This window comes from Streptomyces sp. NPDC001663 (assembly GCF_042893105.1).
Lineage (GTDB): Bacteria > Actinomycetota > Actinomycetes > Streptomycetales > Streptomycetaceae > Streptomyces.
This window is the reverse complement of record NZ_JBIAUR010000017.1, coordinates 45,746-64,900: the sequence shown is the minus strand read 5'-3', so window position 1 is coordinate 64,900 and position 19,155 is coordinate 45,746. Positions and strand designations below refer to the sequence as shown.

Annotated in this window: 20 protein-coding genes; 13 read left to right on the top strand and 7 right to left on the bottom strand. The window is 71.1% G+C overall.

The features are described 5' to 3' along the window. Positions 1-2 precede the first annotated feature (2 nt). Genes fdxA through ACFY1L_RS41995 form a run of 3 tightly spaced genes read left to right on the top strand, consistent with a single transcriptional unit; the run spans position 3 to position 2,136 of the window. Complete coding sequence (gene fdxA, locus ACFY1L_RS42005; protein WP_388837240.1) at positions 3-323, top strand: ferredoxin; 321 nt, start codon at positions 3-5, stop codon at positions 321-323. Further along, entirely contained in the window at positions 320-1,351 is a 1,032-nt protein-coding gene (locus ACFY1L_RS42000; protein WP_388837237.1) for an LLM class flavin-dependent oxidoreductase, read from the top strand. The genes fdxA and ACFY1L_RS42000 overlap by 4 nt, the downstream gene beginning before the upstream one ends. Beyond that, entirely contained in the window at positions 1,348-2,136 is a 789-nt protein-coding gene (locus ACFY1L_RS41995; protein ID WP_388837234.1) for an alpha/beta fold hydrolase, read from the top strand. Before ACFY1L_RS42000 ends, ACFY1L_RS41995 begins: the two co-directional genes overlap by 4 nt. A gap of 14 nt (positions 2,137-2,150) precedes the next feature. On the opposite strand, the gene ACFY1L_RS41990 is transcribed toward ACFY1L_RS41995, so the two are convergent. Next, the gene (locus ACFY1L_RS41990; RefSeq protein WP_388837231.1) at positions 2,151-3,722 is read right to left on the bottom strand and encodes an AbgT family transporter; all 1,572 of its coding nucleotides are present in this window, start codon (positions 3,720-3,722) and stop codon (positions 2,151-2,153) included. Further along, a complete protein-coding gene (locus tag ACFY1L_RS41985) occupies positions 3,722-4,978 on the bottom strand; it encodes an amidohydrolase family protein (protein WP_388837228.1) in 1,257 nt (418 codons plus the stop codon). Before ACFY1L_RS41985 ends, ACFY1L_RS41990 begins: the two co-directional genes overlap by 1 nt. Before the next feature lie 124 nt (positions 4,979-5,102). On the opposite strand from ACFY1L_RS41985, the gene ACFY1L_RS41980 reads away from it, so the two are divergent. The 3 genes from ACFY1L_RS41980 (at position 5,103) to ACFY1L_RS41970 (ending at position 7,636) form a co-directional block, all read left to right on the top strand. After that, positions 5,103-6,161, top strand: a complete 1,059-nt coding sequence (locus tag ACFY1L_RS41980) for an Lrp/AsnC family transcriptional regulator (protein ID WP_388837225.1) — start codon at positions 5,103-5,105, stop codon at positions 6,159-6,161. 67 nt (positions 6,162-6,228) lie between these two features. Continuing rightward, entirely contained in the window at positions 6,229-7,005 is a 777-nt protein-coding gene (locus ACFY1L_RS41975; RefSeq protein ID WP_388837222.1) for an SGNH/GDSL hydrolase family protein, read from the top strand. A gap of 40 nt (positions 7,006-7,045) precedes the next feature. Continuing rightward, positions 7,046-7,636, top strand: a complete 591-nt coding sequence (locus tag ACFY1L_RS41970) for a PadR family transcriptional regulator (protein WP_388837219.1) — start codon at positions 7,046-7,048, stop codon at positions 7,634-7,636. Positions 7,637-7,646: 10 nt separating this feature from the next. On the opposite strand, the gene ACFY1L_RS41965 is transcribed toward ACFY1L_RS41970, so the two are convergent. The 3 genes from ACFY1L_RS41965 to ACFY1L_RS41955 all read right to left on the bottom strand — a co-directional run bounded on the left by ACFY1L_RS41965 (position 7,647) and on the right by ACFY1L_RS41955 (position 9,558). Then, complete coding sequence (locus tag ACFY1L_RS41965) at positions 7,647-8,438, bottom strand: SAM-dependent methyltransferase (protein ID WP_388837216.1); 792 nt, start codon at positions 8,436-8,438, stop codon at positions 7,647-7,649. Positions 8,439-8,533: 95 nt separating this feature from the next. Further along, positions 8,534-9,031 (bottom strand): hypothetical protein, encoded by a 498-nt coding sequence (locus tag ACFY1L_RS41960; RefSeq protein ID WP_388837213.1) that lies wholly within the window; start codon positions 9,029-9,031, stop codon positions 8,534-8,536. After that, a complete protein-coding gene (locus ACFY1L_RS41955) occupies positions 8,947-9,558 on the bottom strand; it encodes a serine/threonine-protein kinase (protein WP_388837210.1) in 612 nt (203 codons plus the stop codon). The genes ACFY1L_RS41960 and ACFY1L_RS41955 overlap by 85 nt, the downstream gene beginning before the upstream one ends. 259 nt (positions 9,559-9,817) lie before the next feature. On the opposite strand from ACFY1L_RS41955, the gene ACFY1L_RS41950 reads away from it, so the two are divergent. From ACFY1L_RS41950 to ACFY1L_RS41935, 4 genes are all read left to right on the top strand, one after another. After that, positions 9,818-10,651 (top strand): MIP/aquaporin family protein, encoded by an 834-nt coding sequence (locus ACFY1L_RS41950; RefSeq protein ID WP_388837207.1) that lies wholly within the window; start codon positions 9,818-9,820, stop codon positions 10,649-10,651. Between the two features lie 166 nt (positions 10,652-10,817). Further along, a complete protein-coding gene (locus ACFY1L_RS41945; protein WP_388837204.1) occupies positions 10,818-11,468 on the top strand; it encodes a TetR/AcrR family transcriptional regulator in 651 nt (216 codons plus the stop codon). 95 nt (positions 11,469-11,563) lie between these two features. Beyond that, entirely contained in the window at positions 11,564-12,901 is a 1,338-nt protein-coding gene (locus ACFY1L_RS41940) for an acyltransferase (RefSeq protein ID WP_388837201.1), read from the top strand. Between the two features lie 224 nt (positions 12,902-13,125). Next, positions 13,126-14,736, top strand: coding sequence for an MFS transporter (locus tag ACFY1L_RS41935; protein WP_388837198.1), 1,611 nt, complete (start codon positions 13,126-13,128; stop codon positions 14,734-14,736). 185 nt (positions 14,737-14,921) lie between these two features. Here the strand turns inward: ACFY1L_RS41935 and ACFY1L_RS41930 are convergent, their stop codons facing one another. Further along, positions 14,922-16,058, bottom strand: coding sequence for an ABC transporter substrate-binding protein (locus ACFY1L_RS41930; RefSeq protein WP_388837195.1), 1,137 nt, complete (start codon positions 16,056-16,058; stop codon positions 14,922-14,924). Between the two features lie 118 nt (positions 16,059-16,176). Here ACFY1L_RS41930 and ACFY1L_RS41925 point away from each other — a divergent pair, with 118 nt between their 5' ends. Next, on the top strand, positions 16,177-16,683 hold the full coding sequence (locus tag ACFY1L_RS41925) for a MarR family winged helix-turn-helix transcriptional regulator (protein WP_388837192.1): 507 nt from the start codon (positions 16,177-16,179) through the stop codon (positions 16,681-16,683). A 3-nt stretch (positions 16,684-16,686) separates the two neighbouring features. Here the strand turns inward: ACFY1L_RS41925 and ACFY1L_RS41920 are convergent, their stop codons facing one another. Continuing rightward, positions 16,687-17,181 carry a MarR family winged helix-turn-helix transcriptional regulator gene (locus ACFY1L_RS41920; RefSeq protein ID WP_388837189.1) on the bottom strand — a complete coding sequence of 165 codons (495 nt, stop codon included), beginning with the start codon at positions 17,179-17,181 and terminating at the stop codon, positions 16,687-16,689. Positions 17,182-17,283: 102 nt separating this feature from the next. Here ACFY1L_RS41920 and ACFY1L_RS41915 point away from each other — a divergent pair, with 102 nt between their 5' ends. Both ACFY1L_RS41915 and ACFY1L_RS41910 read left to right on the top strand, forming a co-directional pair. Then, positions 17,284-18,567, top strand: a complete 1,284-nt coding sequence (locus ACFY1L_RS41915) for a multidrug effflux MFS transporter (protein WP_388837186.1) — start codon at positions 17,284-17,286, stop codon at positions 18,565-18,567. Between the two features lie 70 nt (positions 18,568-18,637). Continuing rightward, a complete protein-coding gene (locus ACFY1L_RS41910; protein WP_388837183.1) occupies positions 18,638-19,150 on the top strand; it encodes an NUDIX domain-containing protein in 513 nt (170 codons plus the stop codon). The last annotated feature ends 5 nt before the right edge of the window (positions 19,151-19,155 follow it).

Below are 19,155 nucleotides of genomic sequence, written 5' to 3'. Positions count from 1 at the left end.
CCATGGCCTACGTCATCGGTTCGTCCTGCGTCGACATCATGGACCGTTCCTGCGTCGAGGAATGCCCGGTCGACTGCATCTACGAGGGCGAGCGCAAGCTCTACATCAACCCGACCGAGTGCATCGACTGCGGCGCCTGCGAGACCGCCTGCCCCGAACAGGCCATCACCGTCGACCGCCTCGCCGAACCCGAGCACCGCACCGACAACCGCCGCTTCTTCGAAGAGACCCTGCCGGGTCGTACGACGCCGCTGGGCACCCCGGGCGGAGCGAGCGGCCTCGGACCGGTGGGCGTCGACACCCCGCTGCTGGGCGCCCGATGAGCGCACTGCGCGTCGGCATCCGCGTCCCGCCCTGCGACCGCGCGTACCGCATCGTCGAAACCGTGCGTCGGGCGGAGCAACTCGGCTTCGACGACGTCTGGTTCCCCGACTCCCAGCTGCTGTGGCGGGACGTGTTCACCACCCTCACGGCCGCCGCCCTCGGCACCGAACGGATCGGCCTCGGCACCGCCGTCACCAACCTCGCGACCCGCCACCCGGCCGTCGTCGCCTCGGCCGCGCGCAGCGTCGCCGAACTCGCCCCCGGCCGGTTCACCCTGGGCCTCGGCGTGGGCAACAGCTCCGTCGGCCCCATCGGACTGCGCCAGACCACCTCGGCGGCGATGCGCGAGGGCATCGGCATGCTGCGGGCCCTACTGCACGGCGAGGAATGGGACTTCGAGGGCAAGGTCCGTTCACGGCTCCGCGACCCGCGACCCGAGGTGCCGCTGCACCTCGCCGCGAGCGGCCCGAAGAACCTGCGCCTCGCCGGAGAGATCGCCGACGGGGTGATCCTGCTCAGCGGGGTCTCACCGAAGACCCTCGCGCAGGCGATCGCGCGGGTACGCGAAGGCGCCGAGGGATCCGGACGCACGGCCCAACCGCCGCTCACCGTCTCGGCGTTCTGCGCGGTGACCGACGACATCGCGGCCGAGGCCCGCCAGATCAAACCCATCTGCGCCTCCATCGCCCAGAACGGCGGCGCACCCTTCCTCGCCCTCGCGGGAATCGACGTCCAGGTGCCGGCGACGGTCCCCGGCGTCTACCCCGACCTCGTCCACGCCGAGGACTGGAAGGCCGCCGTGGACATCTGCTCGGCCTGGATCAGCGACGAGGCCGCCCTGCGATTCGCCCAGGAGTTCTGCCTGTTCGGCACCGCCGACCAGATCACCGACCGGCTCCGCGCTCTGGAGACGAGCGGCGTCACCGGCGTCTTCCTCCAGCACGTCGGCTCCTACGACCCGCCCGCCGACCTGATCGAGGCCGTCGGCACCTCCGTACTGACCCACCTGAAGGGGAACGACCGATGACCTTGCACAAAGGCTATGTCCCCAGCGACTTCGGCCAGTTGCACTATGTCGAGTGCGGCACCGGCGAACCCGTCCTGATGCTCCATCAGACCCCGCGTTCCTGGACCGAGTACCTCGACGTGCTGCCCCTGGTCGGGGCCGAGTGCCGGGCGATCGCCATGGACACCCTCGGCTTCGGCGCCTCCGCCAAGCCGGAAGGACCGCACTCCATCGAGCGGTTCGCCGACGCGGCCGTGGCACTGGTCGACGAACTCGGCCTGGAACGCTTCCACTTGGTCGGCCACCACACGGGCGGAGTCATCGCGGTGGAACTCGCCGCCCGCCTCCAGAACCGCGTGGCAAGCCTCCTCCTCTCCGCCACCCCCTTCATCGACGACGAGAAGCGCCGAACTGCAGCCGAGCGCAAGCCCGTCGACCACGTCGACCCCAGGCCGGACGGCTCGCACCTCGTCGAGCTGTGGAACCGTCGGCGGGGCTTCTACGAGGAGGGGCAGGAGGCCGCCCTCAACCGGTTCATGGTCGACGCGCTGACCGTCCTGGACCGCGTCGAGGAGGGTCATGTGGCGGTGCGGGGCTACGAGATGGACCGCCGCCTGCCGGACATCACCGCCCGCACCCTCGCCGTCTGCGCCCCCGGCGACCACTACTCGCTGCCCGGGCTGGAGAGGTTCGCCGCCGCCCTCGGCTGTGAGACCCGCGTGCTGTCCGGCGGCCACGTGCCACTCCCCGAGCAGTTGCCCGGGGAGTTCGCCAAGGTCGTACTGGAATGGGCGGCAGCCGCGTAACGCGGCGTCCGCGCTCACGGGAGGCCGATGTGCGCCCCGGGCCCGAGCGGCAGGTCGAAGCCGTAGAAGATGCCCAGGATCGCCAGCCACACCACCAGGAACGGCACCGTGAAGATCGACAGCCGGGCGATGAGCGTGCCCAGCCGGGCCTCCGGTTCGTAGCGGCGCAGCAGGGCCAGCAGCAGGAAGACGTACGGGTTCATCGGCGTGATGATCCCGGTGGCCGAGTCGCCGATGCGGAACGCGGCCTGGCTGAGCGCCGGGCTCATGCCCAGCAGCATGAACGCCGGCACGAACACCGGCCCGACCAGCGACCACAGCGCGGAGCCCGAGACGATGAACAGGTTGAGACAGGAGGCCAGCAGGACGAAGGCGACCAGCGCCCAGAAGCCCGTCAGTCCGATCGCGTCGAGCCCGGCCGCGGCCTTCACCGCCAACAGGACGCCCACGTTGGACCAGTTGAACAGGGCGATGACCTGCGCGGCGACGAACATCAGGACGATGTAGCCCGCCATGTTCCTCACGGAGTCGGTCATCGCCGTGACCACGCCCTCCGAGCCCGACAGCGCCTTCACCGTGAACCCGTAGGTGAGCCCGGCCAGCAGGAACGCGCCGAACAGCACCGGGACGATCCCGGTCAGCAGGGGAGAGGGCACGAGCGCCCCGCCTTCGCCCCGCAGCGGCGCCCCCTCGGGCAGCCACAGCGACAGCACGCCGCCGACGTAGAGGACGACGACGAGACCGGTGAGCAGCAGGCCCCGGCGCTGGACCGGAGTGAGCGTGAGGTCCTGCTCCTCGGGCTCGTCGTCGGAGGCCTCGTAGGTGCCCAGGCGCGGTTCGAGGACGCGGCTGATGAGGAAGCCGCCCAGCAGGCCGAGGACCAGGCTGCTGGAGGCCGTGAAGAAGTAGTTGATGAGCAGGTTCAGATCAAGGCCCTTGGCGGCCGGCAGCACCGAGGCCGCCTGCTGCGTGATGCCTATGTACAGGGCGTCCAGCGAGCCGATGGTGAACCCGGCCGCATAGCCCGCGCCCACGCACGCGAACCCGCCGATCAGGCCGGCCACGGGATGGCGCCCGGCGCTCTTGAAGACCACGGCCGCCAGCGGCGGCAGCACGATCGCGGCCACGTCGCTGATCATGTGCGCCTGGCAGGCGACCAGCGCCACCAGGTACGGCAGCAGCGCCCGCGGTGCCCGGGCCAGCGTGGCCCGCATGACGGTCTCGAGCAGCCCCGCCTTCTCCGCGACCCCCACCGCCATGATCATGAGCAGGACGGCGGCGATGGGCGGGAACGTGGCGAAGTTGGTGACGAGGTTCTCCGTCAGCCAGCGCACGCCCTCGCCGGTGAACAGCCCGGTGATCGGCTTGGTGTCGGTGGTGCCGGGAACGGTGACGTGCACGTCGGCCAGCGCGAGCGCCGTGGAGATGACGGCCAGGATGACGAACAGGGCGGTGAACAGGACGATCGGGTTGGGCAGTGCGTTGCCCGCGCGCTCGATGAGCGCGAGCACACGGTCGATTCCGGTGGGCCGCTGCTTGTCCGGGGACTTGCCGGCCGGGGCGGGGAGGTCGGTCAGTGAGGACATCAGATCCGCCCTTCGGTCGCTGGCAGGAGGTCCTTGCGTACGGCGCCGTCCTGGACGACGCAGACGATGTTCGCGGGGTCGCCGAGCACGCCGATGTCGGCGAGCGGGTCGCCGTCGCAGACGATCAGGTCGGCGGTGCGGCCGGCGGTGAGGGTGCCCAGCCGGTCGGCGACGCCGAGGAGTTCGGCGGAGGTGCGGGTGCCGGCCACGATGGCGGCCATGGGTTCCATACCGAGGTCCACCAGATAACTGAGTTCCATGAGGTTCACGCCGTGCGGGCCGACGGCGGCGTCGGTGCCCAGCGCGATCCGGGCACCGTACTCGATGGCCCGCGCGATGTTCTCCTTGGTGGCCCCGGACCAGCGGACCTTCTTCTGGTAGTGGTAGTCCGGCATCGTGTCCTTGTTGATGCCCGCGTAGACGGTGGACAGCGTCGGCACGACGAACACGCCCCGCTCGCCCGCCATGTCCAGCGCCCGCTCGTCCAGGCCGTAGCCGTGCTCGATGCTGGTCACCCCGCCGCGGATGGCGTTGAGGATGCCGGCGTTGCCCTGCGCGTGCGCGGCCACCGGCTTCTCCCCGTGCCGGCGGGCCTCGTCGACGACGGCCCGGATCTCCTCCTCCAGCAGTCCTTCGTCGTCGGGGTCGTCGTACGGGCTGCCCATGCCGCCCGTGGCGCAGACCTTCACCAGGTCGGCGCCGTCGCGCAGCACCCGCCGCACGGCCAGCCGGGCCGCGGTGGTGTCGTCGGCGATCTCCGACATCCCGGCGCTGAGATCGGTGCCGTCGGGCAGGCGTACGTCGGCGTGGCCGCCGGTGTGGCTGATGATCCGCACAGCGGTGTGCAGCCGCGGGCCGACGATCCGCCCGGACTCGACGGCCGTACGGAATCCCGCCGACAGTCCGCCCAGGTCGCGGGCGGTGGTGATGCCGGCGTCGAGGGTCTGGCGCAGCCGCGTCACCGTGTCCAGAGTGACCAGGACCGGGTCCAGTTCGGCGCGGCGGCCGGGCGGCGAGCCCTGTGCGTAGGCGAGGTGGACGTGGCAGTCGAAGAAGCCGGGCAGTACGGTGCGGCCACCGGCGTCGACCGCACGTTCCTCGTCGGCCGGGGGTGCGGTCGCGGCGGGGCCGGCGTAAGTGATGGTGCCCTGGGCATCGATGGTGACCACGGCGTCGTCCACGGGCGCCGAGCCCGTGCCGTCGATCAGCCGGGCATGGTGGACCCTGAGGGCGGTCCGGGTGGTGGTATCCGTCATGGGGTGCGGTCACTCCTCCGTCGTCGGCAGCAGGCGAAGGGAGTGTGGAATGCGGAAGAAAACCTGGTGTGACGATGCAGGTTTCCCGCCGGATTCGCCGGGCGCGTGCAGAGAAGCGCCGCCCATGGGCGTGCAGGATTGTGCCGCCGCGGAACTCGACGAGCTGGACAGGGGCATCGTGCACGCCCTGCAGATCTATCCCCGGGCGCCATGGACCCTCGTGGGCGAGGTGCTGGGCGTGAACCCGGTGACCGCGGCCCGGCGTTGGCACCGGTTGGAGGAGACGGGCCTCGCCTGGGTGACGGCCTACCCGCGGGTGTCCGACACCCGGGTCGTGGTCACGGGCACGGTCGAGGTCGACACCGAGCCGGGGGTCGTCGAGGAGGTGGCGCAGTCGCTCGCCGCGGACCCCGCCGTGGCCAACCTCAAGCTGACGGCCGGCGGGCGCGACCTGGTGGCGACCGTGCAGGCCCGCAGCCTCGACGGGCTGGCCCGGCTGACCACGTCCATGTTCCAGCGGACGCCAGGCGTACGGGCCACCCGCACCCATGTGTCGACCGGCGTCCCCACCGAGGGCAGCCGCTGGCGACTGCGCAGCCTGGACGAGGCCCAGAGCACCCGCATCGAGGCGGCGCTGGCCGCGACCCGCATCCCCGCGCGCCCCGCCGACATCCAGTGGGACGAGATCGACGCCCGCCTCCTGGAACTGCTGAGCACCGACGGGCGCATGTCCCTGCGCGACCTGTCCGCGGCGACCGACACCAGCCTCACCACCGTGCGCCGCAGACTGCAGTCCCTGCTCGCCTCGCGGCTGAGCCTGCGCTGCGACCTGGCGCGGCCCCTGTCCGGCTGGCCGCTGTCCGCCGTCTACTTCGCCTCGGTGCCCGGCCAGTACGTCGAGGAGACCAGCCGGGTGCTGGCCGGCGTGCGGGAGGTCCGCTCCTGCTCCATCACCGCCGGACCGCACAACCTCGTGATCGACGTCTGGCTGCGCGACCTGCACGACGTCCACGCCTTCGAGGCCCACCTCGCCCGCAAGCTCCCGCGCCTCACGGTCGCCGACCGTTCGGTGGTGCTGCGCACGGTCAAGCACATGGGGCGGCTGCTGGACCATGACGGCCGCTGCATCGGAGTCGTACCGCTGCGGCATCCCCATGGCATCGGGCGGCCCGCCCCCGTATAGTCAACAATGCGAATAAGTAATTAGTAGGCTGACCCGGTGCGCGGTGCGGGCGGAAGGCGGTCGACCCGTGGCAGACAGTGGATACCTGCGATACGTCGCCCTGGGCGACAGCCAGACCGAGGGACTCGGCGACGGCGACGAGGTGCGGGGCCTGCGCGGCTGGGCGGACCGCCTCGCCGAGCAGGTCGCCCGCAGCAGCCCGGACCTGCTGTACGCCAACCTCGCCGTGCGCGGGCGGCTCGCCGGGCAGGTGCACGCCGAGCAGCTGGCGCCCGCCCTCGCGCTGAAGCCCGACCTCGCCACGGTGGTCGCCGGGCTCAACGACGTGATGCGGCCCCGGTTCGACGCGGACGAGGTGGCCGGTCATCTGGAGGCCATGTTCGCCGCGCTCACCGCACAGGGGGCCCGCGTAGCAACGCTCACCTTCCCCGACATCGGCCAAATCGCCCCACTGGCCCGGCCGCTCGCTCCGAGGGTCGTCGCCGTCAACTCCCGCATCCAGGAGGCCGCCCGGCGGCACGGCGTCGTGGTGGTCGACTCCTCGCCGTATCCGGTGGTCACCGATCCCCGGATCTGGAGCGCGGACCGCCTGCACGCCAGCCCGCGCGGCCACGCCCTCATCGCCGCCGCGGTCGCCCACGCCCTCGACCTGCCGGGCAGCGACGACAGCTGGACCCGGCCGCTGCCGCCCGAGGCCGCTCGCTCGCGCCTGCGCGCCGTCGGCACCGAACTGCGCTGGGCCGGCACCTTCCTGGGCCCCTGGCTCGTCCGCCGTCTGCGCGGCCGCTCGTCCGGCGACGGGCGGCAGGCCAAGCGGCCCACCCTGCTCCCGGTGACGCCGTAGTCACCCCATTGACTAATCAACAAGCTGATAAATTGGGCCAATGGCTCTGCGCAACGCGGTGATGGCCGCGCTTCTGGAGGGTGAGGCGTCCGGATACGACCTCGCGAAGGGCTTCGAGGCCTCCGTCGCCAACTTCTGGATGGCGACCCCCCAGCAGCTCTACCGCGAGCTGGAGCGGATGGAGAGCGAAGGGCTCGTCTCCGCCCGTGTCGTCCAGCAGGAGCGCCGGCCCAACAAGCGGCTCTTCTCACTCACCGAGGCCGGCCTCCAGGTCCTGCGCGAGTACGTCGGCGAGGCTCCGGCCAAGCCGCTGGCCCTGCGGGACGAGCTGATGGTCAAGGTGCAGTGCGTCGACATCGGGGACACCGCGGACTTCGATGCCGTACGGGCCGCGGTCGCCGAGCGCCACGAGCGGTCCACCGCCAAGCTGGCCCGCTACCAGCGCATGCAGGAGCGCATGCTCGCCGGGCGCAGCGAGGAGGAGTACCTCGCCACCGCCGAGCGCATCGGCCCCTACCTCACCCTGCTCGGCGGAATGGCCCTCGAGCGGGCCAACCTCCAGTGGGGCGAGACGGTGCTGAAGAGGCTCGAACAGCGCGTGGCCGTACTCGGCGGATCAGCGGGCGACTGACCCTCCGCGGTCACGGCTTGCGGCCCACACCCCCGAAGTCGTCGACCTCCCGAGGCTCCGTGCCCGCGGACAGCGGCCGCCAGCGGGACACCGACACCAGACCCGGGTCGAGCAGCTCCAGGCCGTCGAAGAACCGGGCGAGCTGCTCGGGGCTGCGGTTGATGCGGGGGTTGTCGCCCGCCTCGTTCCACTGCTCGATCATCGTGCGCATCGCCTCCGGGTCGAGCACCTCGGTGTCGTCGCACAGCACCAGGTAGCTCCCCGAAGGCAGCGCCTCGACCAGCCGCCCGACGATGTCGTACGCGGTGTCGTCGACGATGTGGGCCGTGATCCCCAGCAGCACGAGGGCGATGGGCCGGGTGAAGTCCAGTGTCTTGGCGGCCGCCTGCAGGATGCCCTCGGGATCACGGAGGTCGGCGTCGATGTAGTCCGTGCTGCCCTCGGGCGTGCTGGTGAGGAGCGCCTCGGCGTGGGCCAGCACGACGGGGTCGTGGTCGACGTAGACGATCCGCGTCTCGGGCGCGATCCGCTGCGCCACCTCGTGGGTGTTGTCCGCGGTGGGCAGGCCCGTGCCGACGTCCAGGAACTGGCGGATGCCCACCTCACGGACCAAGTGCTCCACCGTCCTTACGAGGAACGCGCGTTGGGCCCGGGCGATGTCGAGGATCTGCGGATTCGCCGCGACGATCTGATCACCGACCAGACGGTCGATCTCGTAGCAGTCCTTGCCGCCCAGCCAGTAGTTCCAGATCCGGGCGGAGTGCGGAACACCGCTGTTGATCGACGAGGCATCAAGTGGCATGAGAACTCCCGCAGTTGGAGCCGCAGTCGGCCTGTGGCCCCAGCTCACCGTCTGCCGCATGATCCGTCAAGTGCGGTGGCCGGACGGCTCCTTGGTCACCTGCCCGACGGCGTCGTGGCGGCCGGCGAGGACGGTGGGCGGGAGGTGCCCGCGACGGTGGGCGGCGCGGTGGTGTCCGGCAGCCTGGTCCCGCCGCCCGGCGGAATCGCCGTGATCACCATGATGGCGGCCACGGCGGCCGCGGCGAGCAGCAGCAGGACGGTGAGCAGCCGGGACAGGCGGTCGCGGGGCGGCTGCTCCTCGGGCTGCAAGGGCTCGGGCGCCGTGACGAGGGAGGTCAGCTCCGCCACCACCTCGTCCGCGCCCGGCCGCTGCTCCGGGTCCTTGGCCAGGAGCCGGCCCAGCAGCGGCGTCAGCGGACAGTCCGCGTCCGGCAGCTCGGGCTCCTCGTAGACCACCGCGAGCAGCGTCGCCGGTGTCGACGAGCGGGCGAAGGGGGAGTGGCCGGTCAGCGCCGCGCAGAGGGTGGCGCCGAGGGCCCACCAGTCGGACGCGGGACCCGGGCTGGCGCCGGTGGCGCGCTCCGGTGGCATGTACTCCGGGGAGCCGAGGAGCAGACCGTCCCGGTGAGGCTCTGGGCATCCTGTACGGCGGCGATCCCGAAGTCGGTGAGCACGACCCGGCCACCCGCGCCGAGCAGCACATTGCCCGGCTTGACGTCGCGATGCAGCACCCCGGCGGCATGCACCCGGCGCAGCGCCTGGGCGAGCGCCAGGCCGACCCGTGCCGTCTCGCGCACACCCAGCGGCCCGTCCTCGGCGACGGTCCGCTCCAGCGAGGGCGCCTCCACCAGCTCCATGACGATCCACAGCCGGTCGTCCTCCTCGGCCACGTCGTAGACGCGGACGACGCCCGGGTGGTCGACGCGGGCACTGGCCCGCGCCTCGCGCAGCGCACGCTCGCGACGGGTGCGCGGGTCCTCGTGGCCGTCCAGGTCGTCGAGGCGCAGTTCCTTCACGGCGACCGGGCGCTGGAGCACCTCGTCGCGCGCCCGCCACACCCGTCCCATGCCGCCCTGCCCGACGCTCTCCGTAAGGTGGTAGCGACCCCCGATTCGCATGGGTGTTCACCCCCCCCCGGGACTTCCATGACAGCACAGCCGTCCGGTGTGCGGCAGGGCGCCTGGGGTGCGGGTGCCACCGCGGCTGACGGGACCGGCTCCACCCGTTCCGCGATTCCCTCTTTCGGCAGGTGTCGTACCTTCGTCGTACCTCGGAAGAGGTGGCGGTTACTCCAGTTGATGCTGCGCCCCTGGACGCGGCGCGTCAGCGAAGTACGCTCGCGAGCACCCATCCATTTCTGCCGGAAGGCGGTGCTCCATGGCTGAGCGGACGTCCAGGACGGGGCTGATCGGCGAGCTCTCGTCCGAATTCCTGGGCACCATGATCCTCATCCTCTTCGGCTGCGGCGTGGTCGCGCAGGTGGTGGCAGGCGGGATCGGTGACCACGACAGCATCGCGTGGGCCTGGGGCCTCGGTGTCACCCTCGGTGTGTACGTTGCGGCGCGGGTCAGCGGTGCGCACCTCAACCCTGCGGTGACGCTGTCCCTGGCCTGTTTCAAGGGCTTCTCCTGGAAAAAGGTTCTGCCCTATGCCCTGGCGCAGACTGCTGGCGCGTTCGTCGCCGCCCTGCTGGTGCGCTGGAACTACACGGAGGTACTGGCCAAGTTCGATCCCGGTAACACCATCAAGAGCCAGGGTGTCTTCTCGACCCTGCCCGGCAACGGCGCCCTGCCCGTCAGCGAGTGGGGTGCCCTGCGCGACCAGGTGATCGGCACCGCGATCCTGGTGCTGCTCATCTTCGCCATCACCGACCTTCTCAACACCCCGCCCGGCGCCAACCTGGCCCCGTTCATCATCGGCCTCGTGGTCGTGGCGATCGGCATGGCGTGGGGCACCGACGCCGGATACGCCATCAACCCGGCCCGCGACCTCGGCCCCCGCCTCGCCAGCTTCATCACCGGCTACGGGACCGCATGGCGTGATCAGTACGGCAACATCTACTTCTGGGTGCCCATCGTCGGCCCGCTGATCGGCGGACCCGTCGGGGCCCTGGTGTACAAGCTGTTCATCACACCGTTCCTGCCCGCTGCCGGGGCGGAAGCGCAGGAGCCGGGCCGGGTCCCGACACCGGAGGGAGAGGGCTCCGGCTGACACACGGGGAAGACCCGTGGAGCGGAGCGGGCGTCGGTGCGGGACGAACCCGACGCCCGCCTCGACCGCGGGAGTCCACCCGTCGAGGGCGGGCCGGTGGGCCGTGCCAAAATGGACGTGCCGTTCCACCCGCCCGTCCTGCCCACCGATCCGCCGAGGTTGACCCGTGACCAAGCCCGCCGCCCGCGAGCCGCTGCGCCGCAACTCGCGGTCCAACCGGGCACGCATCCTGGCCACGGCCCGCCGGGAGCTCGGTCGCAACCCCGACATCACCCTCGAGGAACTCGCCCGCGCCTCCGGCGTCGTACGACGCACCCTCTTCGGCCACTTCCCCGGCCGTGCGGCCCTGCTGGAAGCGCTCACCGAAGAGGCCTCCGAGGCGCTGCGCGAGGCGATCGTGCGCGGAGCCCGGCCCGAGGAGCCGGCCGAGCGGGCGCTCGCGTACTTCGTGTTCTCCATCTGGCCGGTGGGCGACCGCTACCGGATGCTCCTCGGACTGGCCCGACGCGACCTGGGCGCGGAGCGCGTCACCGAGATCCTCGCCCCGGCCCGCGACATGGTCACCGCCCTCCTGCGGCGCGGCCAGCAGGACGGCGTGTTCCACACCCACCTGCCCGCCGCCGTGCTGAGCGCCGGACTCGAGGCGATGACCGTCGCCCTGCTGGAGGACGTGAACACCGGCGCGCTCGAGGACGACGGCACCAAGACCGCTGTCGCCACCCTCATCGCGGCCGGTGTGCCCGAGAAGCAGGCGAGCACCGTCGTCGAGGAAGTCGCCGCGACCCTGCCGCCCCCGGAGCCCACCGCGGACGCCTGAGGTCCGCCCGCGGATGATCTCGTACCGGGCACGGATCGGTTGCGGCCCGGGCGTCCCGCCACCGCGGCAGCTCAGCTGCGGCAGCATGACCAGGCATGAGCAGAGACCGCTACGTCGACTTCCTGCGCGCGTGGGCGATCGTCCTGGTGGTGCTCGGCCACTGGCTGATCACGGCCCTGCTCCACGGCCCCGACGGTGAACTCACCGCCCCGGAGTTGCTGGCGACCGTGCCCTGGACCCAGTGGCTGACCCTGCTGTTCCAGATCATGCCGCTGTTCTTCCTGGCCGGAGGCCACGCCGCGGGCGGCTCCTGGGCGCGCACGCGGGCGGCGGGCGGCACGGCCACCGGCTGGGTGGGACGACGTGCGGTACGGCTGCTCCTGCCGACGGCCCTCTACGGCGGCCCGGTCCTGCTCGCCGTCGCGATCTGCTCGACGGTCGGCGTGGACCCCGGCACCCTCGCGCTGGTCGGATGGGCCATGGCGATGCAGTTCTGGTTCCTGCCGGTGTACCTGCTGCTCAGCGCGCTGACACCGGTGCTGCACACGGCCCACCGGCGCTGGGGGCTCGCGGTCCCCGCGGCCATGGGCGTGGTCGCTCTGGCCGCCGACACGCTGGTGCTCACCGTCCACGCCCCCTACGTCGGCCTGCTCAACTACGTGCTCGTCTGGGGCGTCGCCTACCAACTCGGTTTCTGCTGGCGCGACGGCCTGCTCACCGAGCGCCGCCCGCTGCTACCGGCCGCCATGGCCGCCGGCGGCGCACTGGCCTTCGCGGCGCTGGTCGCCCTCGGCCCCTTCCCGGTCAGCCTGATCCTGGTGACCGGTCAGACCCCCAGCAACACCAACCCGCCCTCGGCGGCGATGCTCTCCTGGGCCGTGGCCCAGGCCGGCGCCTGTCTCCTCGCCGCGCCCGCGATACGGCGCCTGCTGAACCGCGAACGGGTGTGGCGGACGGTGCGCCCCGTCGGCGGCGTCAGCATGACGCTCTACCTGTGGCACATGCTGCCGGTGCTGATCGTCGCCGCAGCGTTCTACCTGACCGCCCTCGCCCCCGAACCCGCCCTCGACTCCGCCGCCTGGTGGGCACTGCGCGCGCCCTGGCTGCTGGTGCTGGCCGCCGTCCTGACCGGCGTCGTGACGGCCCTGCGCCCGCTGGAGGCCACCCTGATCAGGCGGTACGAGGGCATCCGCCCGGACGCCGCCCCGTACCGCCCTTGGTTCCTCTGGCCGGGTCTCGCCGCCTGCGTCATGGCCCTGACCCGCTTCGCCACCCAGGGCTTCGCGCCCGACGGCCGCTTTCCCGTACTGCCCGCGCTGGGCCTGGCCACGGGCACCACGCTGGTGCTGCTCCACCGACGGCCGGCGGACGGCCGTGGCGAACGCGCGGAGAAGACCGACGGTCCGAAGGGCGCCTTGGAGGAGGCGGCCTGACGGCCGTCAGCAGCCTCTCATCGGGCCGTCTCCCGCCACAGGCGTAATTGCTCACCGATGCGCATTTGTCTTGTCGTGCTCCTGGCCTGGTGAGGTGGCGCGTTGTCCACCCCTGCCTCCGGATCGGCCTTCGCGGGGGAGTGAGCCCCACTATTTGCACGGCGGCGAGCAATAAACTAGTCTGCACATCGATGGGCAATTAACTCGTCCCGCTAGGAGCCCCCATGCCCTTCCCTGTGAACACACCCGTCGAGAAGATGACCGGGCCGTACGCACGGCGCTGGTGGGCCCTGATCGTCCTCTGCCTCAGCCTGCTGATCGTGGTCATGGCGAACACTTCGCTGATCGTGGCCGCCCCGGACATGACCAAGGACCTGGGCCTGAGCAGCAGTGACCTGCAGTGGGTCATCGACGGCTACACCGTCCCGTACGCCGCGCTGATGCTGGTGCTGGGCTCGATCGGCGACAAGTACAGCCGCCGCGGCGCCCTCGTCACGGGTCTGCTGATCTTCGCCGGCGGCTCGGTCATGGGCAGCCTGGTCGACCAGACCGGCTTGGTGATCACGGCTCGGGCGATCATGGGCGTGGGTGCCGCGGTGGTCATGCCGGCCACGCTGTCGCTCCTGGTCGCGATCTTCCCGAGGGCCGAGCGCGCAGCGGCCATCACGGCCTGGACCGCCACCTCCGGCCTCGCCATCGCCGTCGGCCCCCTGGTCGCCGGCTGGCTCCTGGAGGACCACGCCTGGGGCTCGACCTTCCTGATCAACGTGCCCATCGCGGTCGCCGCCGTCGTCGGCGCCCTGGCGCTGGTCCCGCCCTCCAAGGCGGAGAAGATGGGCCGCATCGACTACGTGGGCGGCCTGCTCTCGATCGTCTCCGTCGGCAGCCTGGTCTACGCGACCATCGAGGGCCCGCACTTCGGCTGGGGCGTCGGCCCGATCACCGCGGCCGTGGTGGCCGGCGTGGGTCTCCTGGCCTTCGTCGCCTGGGAGTTGCGCCACCCGCAGCCGATGCTGGACGTCCGCAAGTTCCGCCTGCGCCCGTTCAGCGGCTCGATGCTCGCGGTGCTGTTCTTCTTCTTCGGGACCTTCGGCGCGATCTATTACGCCACGCAGTTCCTGCAGTTCGTCCTCGGCTACGACGCGCTGGAGACCGGCATGCGACTGCTGCCGCTGGCCGGAGCCGTCTTCGTCGGCGCCGCGATCACCGGCCGGCTGACCCCGAAGCTGGGCATGAAGCCGATGGTGACGGCCGGCATGGTGATCGGCACGGCGGGCGTCTTCCTGCTCACGCGGATCGAGTCGGGCTCGACGTACACCGACTTCCTGCCGACGATGCTGATGCTGGGCTTCGCCATCGGACTGAGCGTCTCCCCGGCCACCGACACGATCATGGGTTCGTTCCCGGAGAGCGAGCTGGGTGTCGGCGGCGGTGCCAACGACACCGCGCTGGAGCTGGGCGGCTCGCTGGGCATCGCGATCCTCGGCTCACTGCTGGGTACCGCCTACCGCGACAAGCTGACCGACCTGGTCGGCGGCCACCTCCCGGCCGCCGCGCTGGACACCGCCAAGGACTCGGTCGGCGGCGGCCTCGCGGTCGCCGAACAGGTCGCGAAGAACCCCACCGGCGGGGCGCAGCAGGCCCAGGCCCTGGTCGACGCCGTACACGAGTCCTTCGCCCACGGTGTGGCGCAGACCAGCCTGGTGGGCGGAATCATCATGGCCGCCGGGGCGCTGATCGTCCTCGCGGTGCTGCCCGGCCGCAAGGCCGCCGCGAAGCACCCGACGGAGGAGCCGGCGGCGGAATCCGAGCGGGAGCTCGCCGACTCCCTGTAGGGAGAACCTCCATGACACCCTCGCCCGGGGAAACCCCGGGCGAGGGTGTCGGTTCACGTCATCGGCCGGGTAGCCCGTGTCCAGGCGGTTGATCTCGCCGAGCAACTCGGCCCCGGCCACCGTCAGTTCGGCGGACATGGCATCGATGTCATCGACGCGGAAGCCGAACTGTCCTTCGCTGGACTTCAGAAGCCGCCGGGGGTGCGGCCGAGGGTGTCTGTGGGGTCGCCGGGGTCGGCGCCCTTGACCTGGCCGAAGTAGAGCTCGACCTGGGAGCGGAAGCGTTCGACGGCGGCGCGGTTGGACATGAACTTCGCAAAGGCCTTGGGGTCGGTGTTCTTGTACGAGGCCAGGGGCTTGAGGCCGGTCGGTGGGGCGACGTCCTTGCGCACGGACCAGGTCCAGGTGGCGATGGCGTTCTTCTGGGTGGTCTGTGAGGTGAGCCAGCTCAGGAAGAGCTTGGCGCCGGCCTTGTGCGGGGCCTGCTTGAAGATGGCGCCGCGCTGGGCCCAGGAGTTGAAGCGTTCGGTGGTGGAGAAGACCTGGGTGCCGTGGGGGCGGGCGTCGCCGCCGACGGCGATGGAGGCGAGGTAGTCGCCGCTGGCCACACCGGCCGCGGAGCCTGGGACGCCGCGGATCAGCTTCGGGTTCTGCTTGACGAGCTTGGCCAGGTAGGTCCAGCCGTACTGGTCGACGATCTGCTGGAAGCCGAACAGTACGGCGTCGTCGTCGTTGGGGTACGTCAGGATCAACTTGTTCTTGTAGGCGGGCTTGAGCAGGTCCGTGGCCTTGAAGTCGCCCTGCTTCGCGGGGAGTTGTGTGGTGTTGACGAGGTAGGAGAAGGCGCCGTAGAAGACGCCGGTGTAGTAGCCGTCGGTGTCCTTGGCGTTGGTGAACACCTTGTCCCAGCCGACCGGCTTGTACTTGAGCAGGTCGCCGTGCTTCTTCCAGCGGTCGAAGTCCTGGGAGGTCTGCAGGATCGCGGCGTCGGCGGTGAGCCTGCCGGTGGCGAGCTGGTTGTCGATGCGGGCGTCGTGGTACTTGCTCAGGTCGGTGACCAGGTGCAGCTTCATGTCCGGGAACTGCTTTGTGAAGGCGCTCGCCAGTGAGTCCCACTGGCCGGGTGCGTCGCCGCCGATGTAGACGGTGACCTTGCCGCCCTCGGCCCTGGCGGTCTTGTAGAGCGCCTGCAACTGGTCCTGCTCGGAGGCGGCGGCCGGCCTGGAGGTGGTGGTCTGGGCGATCGCGGTCGTGCCTACCGCGGACAGGGTGAGGGCGGTGGCGGCGGCGATCCCGAGCCGCTTGTTCCTGCTGAGGTTCATTGCGCTGTGGTGCCTTTCGTTACGTCGACCCAGTGCTTGATGTTTCAAACACATCGACGAAAACGGATGCTACATCATGTGATTGAAAGTTCAAACGAAAGCCCGGTAAGGTGTGCACATGCCCACAACGCCACGCTGGCTCAATGCCGAGGAACGACGCGCCTGGTTGGCCTACGTCGACTTCTCCACGCTGCTCGCCGACCATCTCAACCGCCAGCTGCGGCGCGACGCCGGCATGACGCACGCCGACTACAGCCTGCTCGCCCACCTCTCCTCCACGCCCGACGGTGCCCTCGGCATGTCCGAACTGGCCCAGCGGCTCAAGATCACCCGCAGTCGGCTCACCCATGCGGTGAACCGGCTGCGGGAGGTCGGCCTGGTGGACCGGCGCGAGGACCCCGCCGACGGCCGCGGCCAGCTCGCCGTCCTCACCGACGAGGGACACGCCCTGCTGGAGCGGGCCGCTCCCGGTCATGTGGAAGCCGTGCGCCGGGTGGTGTTCGACGCCCTCACCCCGGAACAGGTACGGCAGTTCGCGGAGATCGGCGAAGCCATCAGTGACGCCCTGCATCGGGCCGAGAGCACGGAGACCGATCCGACGGTGCTGCCGTGGCGGCGGCGGTAGCGGCTAGGCCCGGCTCTCCATCGCCTCCACCAGCCGCGCCAACGCCTTGAGCACCCACTCCCGGTCATCGCCGAGGCCCGCCAACAGCTCCACCTCGGCGGCCAGTTGACGGGGGAAGAGCTGGTCGACGGCCTCGGCCCCGGTCTCGGTGATGGTGACCAGCGCGGCGCGGCGGTCGGCGGGGTTGGGGACGCGGGTGATGAAGCCGCGCTTCTCCAGCTTGGCCAGCGTCTTGCTGACGCCCGCGCGGGACAGGCCCAGCCGTTCGGCCAGGCGGCGGGCGATGACCGGGTCGGTGGCGTGACGCAGAGGGATGAGCATGTCGACCTCGGGCGCGGTGAGCGGGGCGCCCGCGTAAAGGGGTTCCACGGCCTGGTTCAGGAGTGCCGAGGCGTGCTTGAGCAGTCCCACCAGCTCCATGGGTGAGGTGTCGAGACCGGGATTGTGCTCGGCCCACTGCGCGCGGACCTCGAAGGGGGAGGCGGGGGAGGAGGGCATGCGGCTCGCCTTCTCGCTGTGCGGACGCTCTCACTGTACGGGCGTTCTCGCTGTGTGGAACGCCCTTTGTTAACCAGTGAACCATCGGTTACCGTTTCGCTCATGGTATCCCCGTCGCCGTCCTCCTCCCCGTCCACCGCCGCACGTGCCACCGAGGTGGTCGATGCTCCGCCGAGCTCCGGGCGCTCCACCGCGGTTCTGGTCGCGGTCCTGGGCTCGCTGACCGCAGTCGCGCCGCTGGCCACCGACATGTACGTGCCCGGCTTCCCCGCCCTGGGGGACGCGCTCGGCGCGAGCAGCTCGGCCGTGCAGCTGACCATGACCGCGTTCCTGGCCGGGTTCGTCGTCGGACAACTGCTGATCGGGCCGCTCAGCGACGGGATCGGACGGCGCCGGCTGCTGATGTCGGGACTGGCCGGATTCATCGTGCTCTCCGTCGTCTGTGCGGCCGCCCCGAATGTCGGCGTGCTGACCGGTGCCCGCTTCCTGCAGGGCGTGACCGGCGCGGCGGGCACGGTGCTGGCCCGGGCGGTGCTGACCGACCGCTTCCATGGCCCTCAACTGCCCCGCTACTTCGCCGTGTTGTCGCAGATCATGGGCGTGGCGCCGATCGCCGCGCCGGTGCTCGGCGGGGCCATCCTCACCGTGTCCGGCTGGCGCGCGGTGTTCGCCGTGCTGGCTGTGCTGGGCGTCCTGCTTCTGCTCGGCGTGGTGTGGCGCGTGCCGGAGTCGCTGCCGCCGGAGCGGCGGCATGGCGGAGGGCTCGGCGGCACCTTCCGTGCCATGGGCGGGCTGGTCGCCCGCCGCACGTTCATGGGGTACGTCCTCGTCCTCGCCTTCGTCTCCGCGGCGCTGTTCACCTACATCAGCGGCTCCAGCTTCGTCTTCGAGAACCTGCACGGGGTGTCGTCGACGACGTACTCCCTCATCTTCGCGAGCAACGCCGCCGGCATGCTGATCGCCGGTGCGGTCTTCTCCCGGCTGGTGGGTCGGGGCGTACGGCTCAACTCGCTGCTGACGGCGGGGGTTTGCGTCGCCGCGCTCGGCGCCCTGACCCAGGTGCTGCTGGTGCTCACGGTCGGCGAGACCCTCGCCGGCACCTGGGTCACCCTGTTCGTGACCGTCGGCGGCATCGGCATGATCTTCCCGGCGTCGATGAGCATCGGCCAGGCCCTCGGCCGGCGCACCCCCGGCGCCGCCTCCGCACTCCTGGGCGGCCTCCAGTTCCTCCTCGGTGCCCTCGCCTCGCCCCTGGTCGGCCTGTTCGGGGAGGACAGCTCCCTGCCGATGGCGCTCATCATGCTGACTGCCGTGGCAGCGGCGGGAGTTGCGCTGGTTGCTCTCGCACGGCCGTGGCGGGGAGAGGGTGAACCGGGCGCCGCGTGACGGCTGCGGGGCGGCAGGCCAAGGGTCTGTGCGTGCCCGTGTGTCAGTGGCCCGTCGTACCCTCCGCCGGGTGACAGCCCACCGCATAGAGCCACGCACCCTCGAGGCCGCGATCCGCGATGCGCGGCAGGCCCTGACCGCCTACGACGGCGCCCTGGAGGGGCTGCTGCGCCCGGACGCCGCGCAGGACGGCCCGCTGGCGACGGACGTATGGGTCTTCGACCGCGGCCTGACGCATGTCCTGCTGGTGCGGCACCGCTGGCGGGGCTGGGTGCCGCCCGGCGGCAAGGTGGAGCCAGGGGAGACGCCGCGGGAGGCGGCCCGGCGGGAGTTGTTCGAGGAGACCGGGGTCCGGGCGGAGCTCCATCCGGTGCCGGCGGCCGTCACGTTGCGCTCCTATCACCCCGACTGGTCGGCCACCGTCAGCGTGACCTTCCTTCAAGTACTCGACAGGCGGGCGCAGTTGACCCCCGAGGAGGGCCAACCCGCGGCGTGGCTGCCGCTGGACGAGCCGTGGCAGGGATGGTTCGCGGAAGACCGGCTCCGGATGCGGCAGTACGTGGACCGGATCTTGAAGGCATAGGTTGG